Source organism: Saccharothrix sp. NBAS 001 (assembly GCF_056640475.1).
Genome location: NZ_CM153251.1, coordinates 1,385,164 through 1,401,105 on the forward strand (window position 1 = coordinate 1,385,164; position 15,942 = coordinate 1,401,105).

Below are 15,942 nucleotides of genomic sequence, written 5' to 3' on the forward strand. Positions count from 1 at the left end.
CGGCGGTCGAGGCAGGGGGACAGGGGACCGCCGCGCCGAACGCGAGTATGGAGCACCGCACACGTGATCAGAACCTACGAACGGTGGTCACCTGGATGCGTACCGTCATATCGGGTGAAGGTCGATCGATTCAGGTTGACGCGAGGTGCCCGGTGTGGTCGGGCCGCGCCGCCGATCCCCGGTGGTGGACCTGCCCCGCGACGACGACGACCCGCAACCGCCCGATTGTCCACTGTGGACTTCTTCGCGGTGGCGGCCGGCGGGGGCCGGTGTCGCCCTCCGGTCAGGACAGAAGCGCGGCCACGGCGTCCACGACGACCTGACGCCGGTCCGCCGCCGCCTCGCCCAGGACGGTGTCGTACTCGGGCAGGGTGGTGCTCCAGAAGCCGGACAGGTGGACGACCAGGCCCAGCAGGACTTCGGGCGGGAAGCGGGTGGGCAGGTTGCCCGACGCCTGGGCGGCGGCCACCGCGCGGACCTTCGCCTCGTTGCTCGCGACCACCACGGGGATCAGGTCGCGCGAGGCGGCGCGTTCGAGCCGGTACCAGGTGGCGATGCGCTGCACCCACGGTCGCTGCTCGTAGGAGTCGAACAGGCGCCCGGCGTACTCCGGCAGGTCGGCGGCGTCGATCGGGACCGCGTCGAGCGTCTCCCGGACCATCGCGTCGAACACGGCGTCGAACAGGCCGTCCTTGCTGCCGAAGTAGTGGTAGATCTGCGCCTTGTTGCTCTTGGCCGCCGCCGCGATCCGGTCGACGCGGCCACCCGCGATGCCGTTGGCGGCGAACTCGTCCCGCGCGGCCTCCAGCAGGCGCTGCCGCGTGGCCTCCGCATCCCTGATCACGGGTGTGAGCTTATCAACTGACCGGTTGGTTGACAGCCGGTCGAGTCCGGGGCACTCTGGTGACAGAGCTAATCAACCAGTTAGTTAGGAGCTGGACATGTCCCTGGTCTTCCTGGTCAGCGGCGCGTCGCGGGGTCTGGGTCTGGAAATCGTGCGGGCCGCGCTGGACGCGGGTCACTCCGTGGTCGCCGGCGCACGGGGCCGGTCCGCGCTCGACGACCTCGCCTCGGACCGCCTGGCCGTCGTGCCGCTGGACGTGACCGACGACGCCGCCGCCCTCGCCGCGGTGCGCACGGCGGTCGAGCGGTTCGGGCGGCTGGACGTGCTGGTCAACAACGCGGGCTACGCCAACCTCGCGGCGGTCGAGGATCTCGACTTCGCGGATTTCCGCGCGCAGCTGGACACCAACCTGCTCGGCGTCGTGCGGCTGACCCGCGCCGCGCTGCCGGTGCTGCGGGCCCAGCGGTCCGGGCGGATCGTGCAGGTGTCCTCGGTCGGCGGCCGGTTGGCCACGCCCGGCCTGGCCGCCTACCAGACGGCGAAGTGGGCGGTGGGCGGCTTCTCGTCGGTGCTGGCGGGTGAGGTCGGGCCGTTGGGGATCAAGGTCACCGTGCTGGAGCCGGGCGGGATGCGCACCGACTGGGCGGGGTCGTCCATGCGGGTGGACCCGGTCCGCCCGGAGTACGCCGAGACCGTCGGGCGCATGGCCGCGCTGCACGACGGCGAGGCGACGGCCGCCGGCGACCCGGTGAAGGTCGCCCGGCTGGTGCTCGACGTCGTGGCGATGGACGAGCCGCCGCTGCGGCTGCTGGTCGGCCCCGACGCCTACCGGTACGGCACGGCCGCCGGCCGGGCCCTGCTCGCGCAGGACGAGCGGTGGCGCGAACTCAGCGAGTCCACGGCCGCCGACGACGCGACCACCGCGCACCTGGATCCGTTGGGGCAGCGGTGAAGGAGCCTACCGACGGGCCGCGTCGGCCGGAGCCGGCGGCAGCACGTCGATCCGCCGCTGGGTCCAGCCGACCAGGAATTCCCTTGTGGGCCAGGCGATGGCGGCGTCGTCCATCAGGTACATGAGCTTGGAGTGGGGCGCCCCGGCGGCGCGCGCCACGGCGAGGTGCTGGAGGATCGAGGCGTCCGGCAAGGTCAGGTCGCGGACGCCCGACGCGTGGAGTTCGGCGTAGGGCAGGAACACCAGCGCCAAGGCGTCGTCGGGGATGGTCTTCCACGACGAGCCGGCCAGGCCGTGGCTCTGCCGGTAGACGGCGCTGGCGAAATCCCCGTTGCCGGTGGCGTGCCAGCGGGCCGCGCCGATCCACGGCCGGGGCGCCGCCATGAGGGCGTCGCACAACGCCGGGAAGTCCATCGGCAGGCCACCGGCGTGCAGGTCGCCCATCCGGACGGCGAGCGCCCGCAGCGACCCGGTGAGCACCGCGTCGGCGAGGTAGAGGACCTCCGGGCCGAAGCGCCGCACGAGGTCGGCCGGGTCGGTGTTGCCGGCGACGCCCCACCACGGGTTCTTCTTGCGCCACGCGGCGAAGGCCCGCTTGTACCGCGCGAGCAGGTGGTCCTGGATCTCGGTCCACGCGCGCAGCCGGCGCGGATCCGCGCCGCCGAGGTGCCGGGAGAGCGTGAACAGCAGCAGCACGGCCGAGTCGTTGCCCTTGCGGATCTCGGAGTCCAGGGTGGCGGTGACGCCCTTGCGCAGCGCCTCCAGGTTTCCGGGCGCGCTCCGGTACATCACGGTGTGCAGGGCGTCGTCGCGGGCCCGCATGTCCTCGAAGGTGCGGTCGCTGACCCAGCAGTGGTACCGGTCCTCGGCGGCACCCGCCACGGCCGACCGGACGGCGACGGAGGCGACATCGCGGATCACGTCGTGCGCGGGTTGCGTGTAGCCGAGCGCGCGGGCGGCGAAGCCGCGCAACCACGTGGCCTGGTCCCGGTGCTCGTCGACCGAGTCGAGCACCAGGCGCAGCACCTCCTCCGCGCCGCCGTCCACGTTGCGGTCGAACAGTTGCAGGGCGATCTGCGCGATCACGTCCCACTCGCCGGCCAGCACGCGCGGGCCCAGCGCCGACCACAGGCGCTCGGCGCTGGGGTTCGTGCGCACCAGGTGCTCGGCGGCGAAGTACTCCAGGAACGTGCGGTGGGTGAAGCCGTAACGGGGTTCGGTCCTGGTCGCGCCGACGTCGGTCAGGATCCACGCGCGGCCCGTGCAGAACTCCAGGAACTGCTCGGCGGTGCCGATCGCCTCGTCCTCGTCGAACTTCTTGGCCACCAGGTGGTCCACCAGCAGCCGGACGATCCGGTGGCGCGGCAGGGCTTTGCCGGACTCCTCGGCGTTGAACAGCGTCCACGCCAGGTGCTGCACGGCACCGCGCACCCGGCCCTGGAACTGCAAGGGCATCGAGATGCCGCGCATCGAGTCCCAGCGGTCGAACAGCATCACCGCGCAGCGCTCGTAGACCTGGGCGAGGTTGCGGGGGATGTAGTGCTCGCTGGAGTACATCGCGCACAGCAGCGCGAGCAGCAGCGGGTTGGCCCGCAACTCGGCGACCTGCTCGCTCTCCTGGAGGAAGGACACCGCCATGGACTTGCGGCTGCTCGTCGCGGTGGCCTCGTCCAGCGCGAACCACCGGTGCGCGTACTCCGCCACCTGCTGCGGTGCCATCCGGGAGACGACGCCGACGGTGAACAGGCTGCGGTCCAGCGGCGCGTCGCCGTAGCCGATGCGCCGCGCCGTGACGATGACCGGCACCTGGTCGTACCGGGAGACGAAGCCGTCGACCAGCTGCACGACGTTGCGCCGCAGCTCGGGGCTGACCAGTTCGTCCAAGCCGTCGAGCAGGACCACCGCGCGGCCGTTGCGCAGCAGGTACTCCACGGCGTTCGGGGGTGCGACGAGGTTGTACGGGTCGGCGCAGATCTGCTCCAGGTGGAACGCGAGACCGCGACCGCCCTTGCGGAACTCCGTCGCGAAGTTGCGCAGGACCATGAGGAACGGCACGCGCCGCTCGTCCACTGCGATCTTGCCGGAGGCGATGTCGTGCGCGAGTTTGGCGGCCAGCGTGGACTTCCCGGCTCCCGGGTCGCCCAGCACCACCGACCGCCGCCCGGGTAACACCAGTTCGTCCAGGACCGGGGCCTTGGAGCTGTCCTGCTCCGGGCGCAGCACCGGGGCCACGTAGAGCTGGTCGTAGGGCACCGACCGGCTCTCGCCGAGGTGCGGCAGTCGCATGTGGCGGTGGACCGAGGCGACCTGCGCCCGCATCTGGTCGGCGAACTCGTGGATCCTGGTCAGCTCGCCCACCAGGTTCAGCAGGCGGGAGCCGGCCGCCGCGACGGCCGTCCGGTGCGCCACCGCAGCCAGCCCCGCCGGGTCGAGCTTGGCGGTCTTGCGGTTCTCCACGCACCAGTCCGCGCCCGCGACGACGGCGTCGATCACCACGTCGGTCGCGGTGAGCAGGAGGTCGGGGCGCAGTCCCGCCCACCGGCTCAGGCCGAGCCGGAACTCCTCGCGGACGTCCGGGGACACCTTGCTGCGCGTCTGGTGCGTGACGTACTCCAGGACGTAGCGGTGGACCAGCTGCTCGAACGCCGGTGAGCGCAGATAAGCGCCCAGCCCGGCGACCTCCTTGCCGTCCAGTTCGGCCACCAGGTCGTCCGCGACCGCGACCGCCGTCAAGGTGCGCGCGTCCTTGCGCAGCGCCTGACGTTGGTGGTGCGCCTTCGCGATGCCGAACAGCGACTCGCCGGTCTTGGCGATGACCCGGCCGACGGCCGCTTCGATCCCTGCCACGGCACCATCATCACCCACGACGTGCCAACGGGCGAAAACCGCTGTGCGGCACCGCAATTGTGCGGATCGCGGGACCGTCGCCCGCCGGGCGGGCGGACGCCCGCACCCGGTCGTCGTGCGCCGGGTGCGGGCGGGGGTTTTGTCTGCGGTGTCGTGTTTCAGGCGAACAGTTCGGCGAGCAGCTCGGGGCCGAGGGGGATGGGGGCGGGGCGGTACGCGGGCGGCGGCGTGCCGAGCAGTTCGCGCACCAGGAAGTCCCAGCAGCGGGTGCGGACGTAGGACAGGCAGTCGAGGAACGTGTGCTCGGCGCCCGGCACGACGAGCAGGTCGAAGTCCTTGCCGGCGGCGACGAGCCGGTCGGCCAGGCGCAGCGAGTGGATCGGGTGGACCTGGTCGTCCAGTTCGCCGTGGACGAGCAGGAGCTTGCCCGCCAAGCGGTCCGCGATGTCCACATTGGACGTGCGGGCCCAGGCCCCGGGATCGTCCGCGCCGTCGTAGGTCTCCACGAAGCCGGGGTTGAAGCAGCGGGCGTCGTGCGGGCCGGACAGCGCGACGCCGACCCGGTACACCTCGGGGAAGTCCAGCATCGCCCGCGCCGCCGCGAAACCGCCGCCGGAGTGGCCGAACGCGCCCACCCGGTCGAGGTCCATCCACGGGCGGGTCCCGGCCAGCTGCCGCAGCGCCGCGACGTGGTCGGCGAGGTTGCCCGCGTCGGCCAGGTGGCCGTAGGAGGCGTCGTGGAAGGACTTGCTCCGGCCCGGCGTGCCGCGCCCGTCCAGCGCCACCACGACGAAACCCAGCGCGGCCAGGGGTTCCGCGTCCAGGCCCAGGCCGCCCGGGTCGAAGCCCGGCTCGACGCGGGCGACCTGCGGGCCGGGGTAGAGGTTGTCCACCACCGGGTAGCGGCGGCCGGGGTCGAAGGAGTGCGGCCGGTACAGCACGCCGTAGACGTCCGTCACGCCGTCGGCCGCCTTGACGCGGAACCGCTCCGGCGGCGTCCAGCCGGTGGCGGAGAGCCTGGTGGTGTCGGCGCGCTCCAGCCCGACCAGGACCCGCCCGGACCAGTCGCGGACCGCCGTCACCGGCGGTTTGTCCACAGTGGACGCCGAGTCGAGGAAGTACGCCCCGGTGGGGGCCGCGGTGACGACGTGGTCCAGGTCGTCGTCGGTGACCTTGGCGAAACCGGAGCCGTCCAGGCCGACCCGGCACACCGTGCGCCGGTACGGGTCCTCGGCGACCAGCCCGGAGGCGGTGAAGTGGACGACCCGCTCGGCCTCGTCCACGTGCAGGATCCGCCGCACCGCCCACTGGCCGGAGGTGACCTGCCCGAGCAGCTCGCCGGTGCGCAGGTCGTACCGGTAGAGGTGGCCCCTGCCGTCCCGCTGCGAGTACCACAGCACCTCGTCGGTCAGCACCCGCACGATCGGCGGCTCGTAGAGCCACTGGTTGGGCTCGACCCGGGTGGTGCCGGCCTCGCGGAGCACGGTGGTGACCTCGCCGGTGGTCGGGTCCAGCCGGCGCAGGGCGAGCGTGCGCGGGTCGCGGGGCCGGTCGAGGAAGTACACCGCCGAGCCGTCCGGGGCCCACCACGCCCACTGGGCCGTGATCGGCGACAAGGTGGGCATGGGCAGCGGTTCCGCCTGCGCGCGGACCACCGTGCCCGCGACGACGTCCAGCACGACCAGTTCGGCCCGCGGCACGGTCTCGTCCCCGGCGTAGGCGTAGCGCTGGGTGTGCGTCACCGGGGGACCGCCGTCGGCGGGCCGGGCCTGCACCAGGTGGGTCTGCCGGACGTCGCGCTGATCGGTCCGGTGCGCCAGGACCCTGGTCGAGTCGGGGGACCAGGCCACCGCCGGCGGCAGGTGCGGCAGGCCGATCTTGCGCAGCAGGGTGGCGTTGGCGGTGCTGTCCGGGCCGGTGCCGTACTCGTGGTCGGGCGCGCCGTCGGTGGTCAGGGCCCACTCGCGGCCGTCGGACGGCGAACGCGCCCACAGGTCGTGGCCCCGCCGCGACACCGCGACCTTCCCGTCCGGCGAGGGCACCTCCAGCGGGCTGCCCGGCGGCGTGAACACGGCCCGCTCGCAGGTGTCGCGGTCGAGGTCGCAGCGCCAGTACTCGCCGAACGCGGCGAACTCCACGGCGTTCCCGGCCACCTCGACGGCGGTGAACGGCAGGGCACCGGGGTCGACCGGGTGCCCGGAGGCGGTGGCCAGCGCGGTGGCGAGCCGGGCGTGGTCGAAGGCCGGTTCCCGGGTGCCCGCCGCCGGGTCGACGTGCACGAACCGCCGGCCGACGCCGTCGGCCACCGAGTACCGGAAGCGGGTGCCCCCGTCGAGCCACTGCGGCCGGACCTTGTCGCCGACCACGAGTTCGCCGGGGCTCGCCGGGCGGCGGAGGAGTCGTTCCGCGGCTTGGTAGTCCTGCGTGGTGCTCATTCGTCCTCGTCCTTCGTGATCCTGGTTCGGGGGCGCGGTCCGTTCGGCGCGGTGTCGCTTCAGAGGCTGCGGGCGTCGATGTCGCCGTAGGAGGTGGTCGCGTGGATGGTCAGGCCGGCGGCACCCCCGGAGTTCTTGAGCGCGTTGTGGATCCGGCCGTGGCCGGTGCCGGCGTCCAGCGAGGCGGACACCCCGGCGGCGGCACCGACCGTCACGTTGCCCGCCTGGGTGCGCAGCACGACCGAGCCGCGCACGGCCTCGGCGATCCGGATGTCGCCCTTGCCGGTGCTGATCTCCGCCGGGCCGGTGAGCCGGCCGACCGAGACGTCCCCGGCGTGGGTGGTGAGCCGGACGCTGGTTGCCTCGTCCAGCTTGATCTCGCCGTGCGCGCCCTCGAAGGCGACGTCGCCGAGCCGTCCGACGCCTCGGAACTCCGCACTGGCGGCCTTGGCCTCGACCCGGGACCCGGCGGGCAGCTGGACCGTCACCTCGATGGAGCCGGAGTTGCCGAACGCCTGGTTCGCGGCGGACGCCTCGATCCGCAGCACGCCGTCGTCGAACCGGACCGTGGTCTGCTCCGCCACCTTCACGTCGCGCTTCTTCGCGGCGTCGGCGGGCAGTACCTCGACGGCGGTGTCGGCGCGGTCGGCGGCGATGAACCGGACCCGGCCGGCGGGGATGTCGAGGATGGTGGAGATCGGGGCGGGGGTCTCGAACTTCGGCATCGTTCTCTCCTGTGCGCTCGTTGTTTCTGACAGTGGAAACGCTACGTTGCGTTCCAGATCAGTGCAACAAGTTCGTTGCGTTGAACCACGATTAGTGCAGCTAGAAGACTTGAAATCGTTGCAATGGATCTGAATTTAACGCAACATGCGGTGGCGGGTCATTGCAATGACTTGGACGTGAACGCTATGCTGGGGGCATCGGCCGAGCACGGAGGAGATCGCGATGCCGGGAGGCAGGCTCACCCAGGAGGAACGCCGGCAGATCGCGCTGGGGCTGGCCGACGGCGACGCGTACGCCGAGATCGCCCGCCGGCTCGACCGGCCCACCTCGACGGTCACCCGCGAGGTGCTGCGCAACGGCGGCCCCACGGCCTACCGCGCCGACCTGGCCCACCGCGCCACCGAGCGCCGCGCCCACCGGCGCGGTCAGGCCGCACCGCGCGGGGAGGCCGCGCCGCAGCCCCACGGGCGCGACGCCGAGGCCGTGCGCGAGTACGAGGAGACGTTCACGACCCTGCTCATGCAGTCCGGCCTGCCCAAGATGATGGCCCGGGTGCTGACCTGCCTCTACACCACCGACGTGGGCAGCCTCACCGCGGCCGAACTGGTGCGGCACCTCCAGGTCAGCCCGGCGTCGATCTCCAAGGCGATCACGTTCCTGGAGAACCAGGGCCTGGTGCGGCGGGAGCGCGACGACCGCCGCCGGGAGCGCTACGTCGTGGACGACGACGTCTGGTACCAGTCGATGATCGCCGCCGCCCGGTCCAACCACCAACTCGCCGACACCGCGCGGCAGGGCGTCAGCGTCCTGGGGCCGCACACCCCGGCCGCGCTCCGCCTGGAGAACATCGCCCGCTTCGTCGACTTCGTCGGGGAGAGCATCACCCGCGCCGCCGAACAGGCCCGCGAGATCCTCTACACGAAGGTCGACCCGACCTCGGCCGGCACCGCCGCGCCCGATCGCGGACAGCCGTCCTGAAGGCCGCCGCCGAGCGGGCGCGTGCCGCCGTGGTCCGGCCGTCGTGCCGTGGACGCGCCGGAGCGTCGGCTCCCGGCGGAAACCGGGAGCCGACCCGGGTACCGCTCGGACGTGGCCGCTAGCGGTACGTCCAGCGCTGGTACGACAGTCCGTTGCAGCCGACCGTGCGGATGCCCTCGAAGCTGTTGTCCAGGCAGTGGTTGTTCCAGGTGCTCACGAGTTCGTAGGTCCCGTCGCCCCACGAGTTGACCCGCCACCGCTGCCACGACCCGTCGTTGCAGCCGAAGCCGCGCACGCCGTACTCGCTGTTGTCCAGGCACTTCAGCGTCCCGGTGTTCATGAACCGGAAGGTGCCGTCGCCGTACCGCGTCACGCCCCAGATCTGGTGCGGGCCGCCGTTCCACGATCGCGTGTGCACGCCGTTGACGTTGTTGTGGTCGAGCGTGCCGGTGTCCCACACGCTCTCGAAGCGCCACGTCTCCATCCGCTGCGCCGTCGCGGCGGGGACGATCCCGACCAGCCCCAGCACCACCGCCGCGAGCACCGCCGCCGCCCGTGCGAACTTCATCCCGCTCCTCCTCGTCGTGCCGTTGCGCTGTGCGGGGCAGGGTGCCCACCGGACCTTGCACGGACCTGGCACGGCCCGCCGGACGCCCGGCTCGGTGGCAGGCGGCTGTTCGTGTGAACCTTCGGCGCTGCGCCGTCGACCGCCGGGCCGCGCGGTATCAACGTCGGCAGGGGGTGCGCGGTGGCGGAGGTGCGGCTGTTGGGCGAGGTGGCCGTCCGGGCGGACGGGCGCGGTGTCGACCTGGGCCCGGCCCGGCAACGGCTGGTCTGGGCCGCGCCGGCGGTGGACCTCGACGGGTGGTGTCGGTGGACGTGCTCGTGGAGCGGGTGTGGGACGGGAGCCCACCGGTCCGGGCGCGGGCGACGCTGCTGACCTACCTCTCGCGGCTGCGCCAGGCGGTGGCGGGCGTGGCCGGCGTCGACCTCGTGCGCCGGTCGGGCGGCTACCTGGTCGCGGCGCAGCGGTCCGCGGTCGACCTGTGCCGGTTCCGCGATCTCGTCGCCCGGGCGCGCGGCGCGGACGACGAGCACGCCGTGCCGCTGCTGGCCGAGGCGCTGGACCTGTGGCGCGGCGAGCCGTTGGCAGGGCTGACCGGGCGGTGGGCCGCCGCCGAGCGCGACCGGCTGCGGCACGAGCGCTCGGCGGCCGAGCACGACCTGGTCGACGCGCGGCTGCGGGTCGGCGCGGGAGCGGAGCTGGTCGGGGAGTTGTCCGCCCGGGCGGCGGCGCACCCGGTGGACGAGCGGGTGGCCGGCCAGTACCTGCCGGCCCTGCACCAGGCCGGGCGGACGGCCGACGCGCTGCGGCACTACCGGCTGGTCCGCGACCGGCTGGTGGACGGGCTGGGCACCGAGCCGGGTCCGCCGCTGCGGGAGCTGCACCGGCGGATCCTGGGCGTGGACCCGCCACCGCACGACCCGCGAGCCGGCGACGAGGCCCGCACGGTGCCGCGCCAGTTGCCCGCGCCGGCCGCGCTGTTCACCGGCCGCGCCGACGAGTCGGCCGCGTTGACCGCAACCCTGGAGCCCTCGGCGGTGCCGCCGTCGCGGTGCTGTCCGGGGCGGGCGGGCTGGGCAAGACCTGGTTGGCGCTGCACTGGGGCCACGACCACCTGGACCGGTTCCCCGACGGCCGGCTGTTCGTGGACCTGCGCGGGTTCAGCCCGGTGGACCGGCCGATGGCCGCCGCCGAGGCCCTGCGGGGCTTGCTGGACGCCGCGCTCGGCGGCCTCCGCGCCACCGCCGAACTCGCCGTCACCACGTTGATCGGCCTGTGCGGCGGCTACCCCCTCGCGCTCGGCCTGATCGCCGCGCGGATCCGCGCCCACCCGGACCTCCTCGGTGACATCGTCGCCGAGATGCGCACGTCACGCCTGGACGCCCTGGACTCCGCCGACCCCGAGGCCGGCCTGCCCGCCGTGCTGTCGTGGTCGTTGCGCCACCTCACCGGGCGGCAGCGCACCACCTTCGCCCTGCTCGGCATCGCCCCCGGCCCGGACATCGACCCGCACGCCGCCGCGAACCTCATCGGACTGTCCACACGCGACACGCGCGCGGTGCTGCGCGACCTGGTCGACGCTTCCCTGGTCGTCCACACGCCGGGCGGCCGGTACACCACGCACGACCTGGTCCACGCCTACGCCACCACCTGCGCCCCGCACGACGCGGCACGTGGGGCCGCGCTGCGGCGCGTGGTGGACTTCTACCTGCACACGGCCGCCGCCGCCCACACCGCGATCGCACCCCACGTCCGCCCCCTGAGCCTGGACCCGCCCGCACCCGGCACCCGGCCACTGCCGTTGGCCGACCTGGCGGGCGCGTTCGCGTGGCTGGACGCCGAGCACACCAACCTGTTGGCCGCGCAGCACACCGCCACCGTCCACGGGTGGTACGACCACGTCTGGCAGTTCGCGTGGGAGTTGGAGGCGTTCCACCGCCGACGGGGGCACCGCGTCCCGGCGCCGGCCATGTGGCAGACGGCAGAGGACGTCCTGGTGCACCTGCCCGACTCAGTGGCCCACATGGAAGTCCACCGACACCTCGGCTTCACCGACTCCGTGCTCGGCCGCCACGAACTCGCCACCCGGCACCTGCACGAGGCGCTGGACCTGGCCGAGCAGCACGACCAGACCGCCCATCTCGGCTACATCCACGACAACCTCGCCGAGGCCGCCGAGCAGCGGGGCGACTACCGGGAGGCCCTGCACCACATCGAGTACGCCCTGAGCGTCTACCGCACCCTGGAGTTTGCCGGTGCCGGAAGCCGCCGCGATCAACCTCGTCGGCTGGTTCACCGCCAACCTGGGCGACTACGACACCGCCCGCGCCCACTGCCGGTCCGCCCTGGCGCTGCACCTGGCCTCGCGGCACCGCCCCGGGGTGGCCGCCGCCCTGCGCGACCTGGGTTTCATCGACCACCGGACCCACCGGTTCGACCAGGCCGTCGACCACTACCGCCAAGCCCTCGCGGTGTTCCACGACCTGAGCGACACCGACTCGATCCCCGACGCCCTGGACGACCTCGGCCACTCCACCGCCGCCCTGGGCCGGCCCGACCAGGCCCGCGCGGCCTGGCGGGAAGCGCTGACCCGGTACCGCCGGCAGAGCCGCAACGCCGACACCGAACGCGTCCAACGGCAGTTGGAGGGTCTCGGCCCGGAAGCGGGCGCCTGACAAGTGAGTTGAGGCAAGTGCCGGCGCGGCGGCGTCCGGGTGCCGTCCCTCGCGCAGGGGAGGCCCGCCCGTCGTTCGGATGGACTTGCGAAGCCCTTGTGCTCCAACGGTTGTGCCGTCGAACCGGACGCGCATACGTTGCGCTCGCCTGTTTCGTCGAGGTGGTACCGGGGAGTGGGAATGGTCGCATCGCGGATTGTCCGGGTCGTGCTCGTCGCGGTGATGAGCGTCGGGGTGGTGGTCGGGAGTTCGGCGGTGGCGCAGGCGCGCACGTGCACCATCACCGACGAGGTGCGGGAGACCTTCGAGTACGTGCGGATGGTCGACGGGACGGACATCTACGTCTACGAGGGCAGCAACGGCGGCCGGCTGTACACCAACGTGTGGAAGGGCTACACGTTCGACCAGTGCTGACCGCCGCACGCCGCCGCCGACCGGCCCGGTCGGCGGCGGCTGTCGCGGGTCCTAGAAGACCAGCACGCCCTGCGCGGCCGGCTGCAGGGTGCCGACCTTGACCCCGCTCACCATGAGCTTGCCGGGGTCGGTGATCGGCCGGCCGTCGACGCCGATGAAGGTCACGTTCGCGGTGCCGGCACCGGGTACCTCGACGGCCATGCCGCCGATCGTCGAGCCGTTCCCGTTGTCGCCCAGGGTCAGCAGGACGCCCGCGAAGGCCGTCCGACCCGCTTGCAGGGTGATCGACGGCCCCTCGCCGGGAACCGCCACCTGCTCGACCGGGACGCTCGCCGGCGCGCCGGCGAGGTTGGTGAAGGTCGGCTTCGGCCAGCCCTGGAGGGTGATCGGCGCGGTTCCTCCGTTGGTGACCGTCAGCAGGCCCAGACCTGGTTTGCCCGCGCCCTGCATGGTCAGGTCGGCCTTGAGGGAATCGGACGCGGGCGTGTCCGCCGACGTCGACGCGGTCGGGGTGGACGATGACCGGGTGTCGGCGGTCGTGGTGGGTGCCGGGGCGGAGGATGAGCCCGATGACGAGTTCGGCGACGACGAGCCGCAAGCCGTGAGCACGCACAGCAGCGCTACGGCCGAACCGGTGACGACCACCCTCTTGGAACGCATGCGCAAACCTTTCGATTGACAGCAGGCATCGCGTCGGTGTCCCACGACACCGCATCGGTTTCCCGTGGGGGAGTCTGCCAAACCTGGGCCACTCGATCGTGCACCGGTCGTCACGGGGTGTTGCGGCCGGGTGGGGTGCGCCGGGTCGGGACGCCGGTCGGTGCGGCGCGCGCGGGTCCGCTCGACGCGGGGGCGTGGCGTCGCCCGGCTTTCCGCTGGGGGCCGCCGTTCCCCGCGATCGTCCGTCCCGCGATCAAGCCCCCCGGAGGCGCTTGCGGAGGGGCGGCAACGGGGGCCCGAGCGTGCCCGGTCCCAATCAATGGACCGCGCGGCGTCACCCGTTCGGCGACGTTGTGCCTGTTCGTTCCGCCGGGTCGACCGTGGCGATTCCATATTCGGGACAAGGCTTCCGGCCCTCGCGGGCGGTGCCGGACGACCTGCTCCATCGGGTGAACGGGTGCGCGGCGAGCGGCGCGGTTCATCTACGGTCGCCGCGTCGTCGGGCGGGTGCGGGAGGTTGGGCGGGAAATGCGGGGAGCCGCGGTCGAGCGGGTGTCGGTGGTGTTCTCGCTGTTCGACGTGAACGGCAGTGGGCGTGGGGACGTCAGGGCGTGAGCGGGATCGAGCACGGGGTCGGCGCGACCGCGTTGATGGTCGCTGCGGCGCGGGCGATCGAGCACCGGCGGCCGGATGCGTTGGCGCACGACAGGTTCGCCGAGCACTTCGTGCGGGCGGCGGAGGTGTCGCGGGAGTGGCCGGTGCGTCCGCAGGACGTGCCCGACGGGGACGATCACCCGTTGTGGGGGCGGTTGGCCCGGTATTTCGGTCTGCGGACCAGGGTTCTGGACGATTTCACCAGCGTGTCGGCCGCCACGGGCGCGGAGCAGGTGGTGATCGTGGGCGCTGGGCTGGATTCGCGGGCCTACCGGCTCGGGTGGCCGCCGGGCAGCGCGGTGTTCGAAGTGGACCGGGGCGGGGTCCTGGAGTTCAAGCACCGCGTGCTGGACGGCCTGGGCGTCCGACCGCGACCCGCGCGGGTACCGGTGGTGGCCGACCTGTGCCTGGACTGGGCGGGCGCCCTGCTCGACGCCGGGTTCGACCCGGCGCGGCCCACCACGTGGCTGGTCGAGGGGGTGCTGCTGTTCCTGCCCGCCGCCGCCGAGCAGAAGCTGTTCGTGGAGGTGGACCGGCTCAGCGCGCCGCGCAGCCGGATCGCCTACGAGGCCAAGACGCAGCGCGAGGCGCCCCGGGTCCGCGACAGCGCGCTGTTCCGGCGGGCCAAGCAGGAGATCGGGGTGGACCTGCTCGCCCTGTTCGACGACGACCCGCGCCCGGACTCGGCCGCCGACCTCGCCGCGCGCGGCTGGGCCGCCGTCACCCACACCCCGTTCCGCTACACGGCCCTGCACGGCCGGGGGCCGCGCCCGGAGCCGCACGACGTCCTGGGCTCCAACCGCTGGGTGTTCGCCGACAAGGCGTGACAGCCGGTCCCGGCGGCCCGCTGTCGCGAGACCGCCGGGACCGGCCAAGCCCTCCGCGGGGTGCGCGGGTCAGGCGAGGTTGCCGGCCGGGGCCGGGACGCGCGGGATGTCCGCGGCCTGCCACACGTCGTCCAGCGCCTTGGCGAACGCCCGCACGTCGTCGGGCGTGTGCGTCGCGCCCGGTGCGATGCGCAGGATCTCCTCGCCCGCCGGGACGCTCGGCGCGTTGATCGACTGCACGTAGATCCCGTGGTCGCGCAGCAGGAGTTCGGACGCCTGCTTGCACTTGAACTCGTCGCGCACCAGCACCGACACGATGTGGGTCTGGTCGGAGATGAACGGGATGCCCCGCTCGGCCAGCAGGCGGTGCATCAGGGTCGCGTTCTCCCACAGCCGGTCGCGCTCCACGTCGGACGCACGCAGGTGGCGCACCGCCGCCAGCGCGCCCGCCGCCGTCGCCGGCGGCAGCGACGTGGTGAAGATGAACGGCCGGGAGAACGTGCGGACGGTGTCGATCAGCGCCGCCGGGCCCGCCACGTAGCCGCCCGCCGTGCCGAAACCCTTGGCCAGGGTGCCCATCACGACGGTGAACCGGTGCGCGATGCCCAGCCGGGCGGCGATGCCCGCGCCCTGCGGCCCGTACATGCCGACCGCGTGCACCTCGTCCAGGTAGGTGATCGCGCCGTACTCGTCGGCCAGGTCGGCGATCTCGGCCAGCGGGGCGATGTCGCCGCTCATCGAGTACACCGACTCCAGCACGATCAGCTTCGGCCGGGTCGGGTCGGCCTCGGCGAGCAGCTCGCGCAGGTGCGCCGCGTCGTTGTGCCGGAAGATCTTCTTCTCGGCGCCGCTGTGCCGCAGGCCGTCGATGATCGACGCGTGGTTCTTCGCGTCGGAGAACACCAGGCAGTCGTCCGGGGTGCTCGCCAGCACGGTCAGCGCGCCGTCGTTGGCGGAGAAGCCGGAGCTGAACAGCAGCGCCTGCTCCTTGCCGTGCAGCCCGGCCAGTTCCCGCTCCAGCAGGACGTGGTGGTGGTTGGTCCCGGAAATGTTGCGGGAACCGCCGGAACCGGCTCCGTAATTGTCGATCGACTCCTTCATGGCCGACATGACCTCGGGGTGCTGCCCCATTCCGAGGTAGTCGTTGCTGCACCAGATGCGGATCTCCGAGAGCGTGCCGTCCGGCTCGAAGCGCGCACTCGCCGCCGGGTAGCGCCCGGCGATGCGACCGACTTCGAGGAACTCCCGCCTGCTCTCGGCGAACGCGCTCATCCGGCGCTCGAAAATCTCCAGGTGCTGGGCCACGGACTCGCCTCTCATGGTCGGGGCGGCGGATTCGGCGCGGACCCCGGTGCGTGAGGTGAC

Annotated in this window: 15 protein-coding genes; 6 read left to right on the forward strand and 9 right to left on the reverse strand. The window is 72.9% G+C overall.

Annotation, left to right across the window (positions count from 1 at the left end; all coding sequences use genetic code 11):
- Positions 1–283: 283 nt before the first annotated feature.
- Complete coding sequence (locus AC0HI0_RS06135; protein ID WP_480931270.1) at positions 284–844, reverse strand: TetR/AcrR family transcriptional regulator; 561 nt, start codon at positions 842–844, stop codon at positions 284–286.
- 97 nt (positions 845–941) lie between these two features.
- Here AC0HI0_RS06135 and AC0HI0_RS06140 point away from each other — a divergent pair, with 97 nt between their 5' ends.
- The gene (locus AC0HI0_RS06140; protein ID WP_480931271.1) at positions 942–1,796 is read left to right on the forward strand and encodes an SDR family NAD(P)-dependent oxidoreductase; all 855 of its coding nucleotides are present in this window, start codon (positions 942–944) and stop codon (positions 1,794–1,796) included.
- 6 nt (positions 1,797–1,802) lie between these two features.
- Here the strand turns inward: AC0HI0_RS06140 and AC0HI0_RS06145 are convergent, their stop codons facing one another.
- From AC0HI0_RS06145 to AC0HI0_RS06155, 3 genes are all read right to left on the reverse strand, one after another.
- Positions 1,803–4,643: an NACHT domain-containing protein gene (locus tag AC0HI0_RS06145; RefSeq protein WP_480931272.1), complete on the reverse strand. Its 2,841-nt coding sequence runs from the start codon at positions 4,641–4,643 to the stop codon at positions 1,803–1,805.
- A 158-nt stretch (positions 4,644–4,801) separates the two neighbouring features.
- On the reverse strand, positions 4,802–7,078 hold the full coding sequence (locus AC0HI0_RS06150) for a S9 family peptidase (protein WP_480931273.1): 2,277 nt from the start codon (positions 7,076–7,078) through the stop codon (positions 4,802–4,804).
- Positions 7,079–7,137: 59 nt separating this feature from the next.
- The gene (locus tag AC0HI0_RS06155) at positions 7,138–7,803 is read right to left on the reverse strand and encodes a DUF4097 family beta strand repeat-containing protein (protein ID WP_480931274.1); all 666 of its coding nucleotides are present in this window, start codon (positions 7,801–7,803) and stop codon (positions 7,138–7,140) included.
- Between the two features lie 223 nt (positions 7,804–8,026).
- On the opposite strand from AC0HI0_RS06155, the gene AC0HI0_RS06160 reads away from it, so the two are divergent.
- Positions 8,027–8,782: a GbsR/MarR family transcriptional regulator gene (locus AC0HI0_RS06160; RefSeq protein ID WP_480931275.1), complete on the forward strand. Its 756-nt coding sequence runs from the start codon at positions 8,027–8,029 to the stop codon at positions 8,780–8,782.
- 118 nt (positions 8,783–8,900) lie between these two features.
- On the opposite strand, the gene AC0HI0_RS06165 is transcribed toward AC0HI0_RS06160, so the two are convergent.
- On the reverse strand, positions 8,901–9,350 hold the full coding sequence (locus AC0HI0_RS06165; RefSeq protein WP_480931276.1) for an RICIN domain-containing protein: 450 nt from the start codon (positions 9,348–9,350) through the stop codon (positions 8,901–8,903).
- A 305-nt stretch (positions 9,351–9,655) separates the two neighbouring features.
- Between AC0HI0_RS06165 and AC0HI0_RS06170 the strand changes: the two genes are divergently transcribed.
- Positions 9,656–10,615 carry an AfsR/SARP family transcriptional regulator gene (locus AC0HI0_RS06170; protein ID WP_480931277.1) on the forward strand — a complete coding sequence of 320 codons (960 nt, stop codon included), beginning with the start codon at positions 9,656–9,658 and terminating at the stop codon, positions 10,613–10,615.
- A gap of 101 nt (positions 10,616–10,716) precedes the next feature.
- Here the strand turns inward: AC0HI0_RS06170 and AC0HI0_RS06175 are convergent, their stop codons facing one another.
- Positions 10,717–10,983 (reverse strand): hypothetical protein, encoded by a 267-nt coding sequence (locus tag AC0HI0_RS06175; protein ID WP_480931278.1) that lies wholly within the window; start codon positions 10,981–10,983, stop codon positions 10,717–10,719.
- A 375-nt stretch (positions 10,984–11,358) separates the two neighbouring features.
- Positions 11,359–11,556: a hypothetical protein gene (locus AC0HI0_RS06180; RefSeq protein WP_480931279.1), complete on the reverse strand. Its 198-nt coding sequence runs from the start codon at positions 11,554–11,556 to the stop codon at positions 11,359–11,361.
- A gap of 46 nt (positions 11,557–11,602) precedes the next feature.
- Here AC0HI0_RS06180 and AC0HI0_RS06185 point away from each other — a divergent pair, with 46 nt between their 5' ends.
- Complete coding sequence (locus AC0HI0_RS06185) at positions 11,603–12,022, forward strand: tetratricopeptide repeat protein (RefSeq protein WP_480931280.1); 420 nt, start codon at positions 11,603–11,605, stop codon at positions 12,020–12,022.
- Positions 12,023–12,202: 180 nt separating this feature from the next.
- Positions 12,203–12,436, forward strand: coding sequence for a hypothetical protein (locus tag AC0HI0_RS06190; protein ID WP_480931281.1), 234 nt, complete (start codon positions 12,203–12,205; stop codon positions 12,434–12,436).
- Between the two features lie 51 nt (positions 12,437–12,487).
- On the opposite strand, the gene AC0HI0_RS06195 is transcribed toward AC0HI0_RS06190, so the two are convergent.
- On the reverse strand, positions 12,488–13,096 hold the full coding sequence (locus tag AC0HI0_RS06195) for a DUF4232 domain-containing protein (protein ID WP_480931282.1): 609 nt from the start codon (positions 13,094–13,096) through the stop codon (positions 12,488–12,490).
- A 611-nt stretch (positions 13,097–13,707) separates the two neighbouring features.
- On the opposite strand from AC0HI0_RS06195, the gene AC0HI0_RS06200 reads away from it, so the two are divergent.
- On the forward strand, positions 13,708–14,577 hold the full coding sequence (locus AC0HI0_RS06200) for an SAM-dependent methyltransferase (RefSeq protein ID WP_480931283.1): 870 nt from the start codon (positions 13,708–13,710) through the stop codon (positions 14,575–14,577).
- 69 nt (positions 14,578–14,646) lie between these two features.
- On the opposite strand, the gene hemA is transcribed toward AC0HI0_RS06200, so the two are convergent.
- On the reverse strand, positions 14,647–15,882 hold the full coding sequence (gene hemA / locus AC0HI0_RS06205) for a 5-aminolevulinate synthase (protein ID WP_480931284.1): 1,236 nt from the start codon (positions 15,880–15,882) through the stop codon (positions 14,647–14,649).
- Positions 15,883–15,942 lie beyond the last annotated feature (60 nt).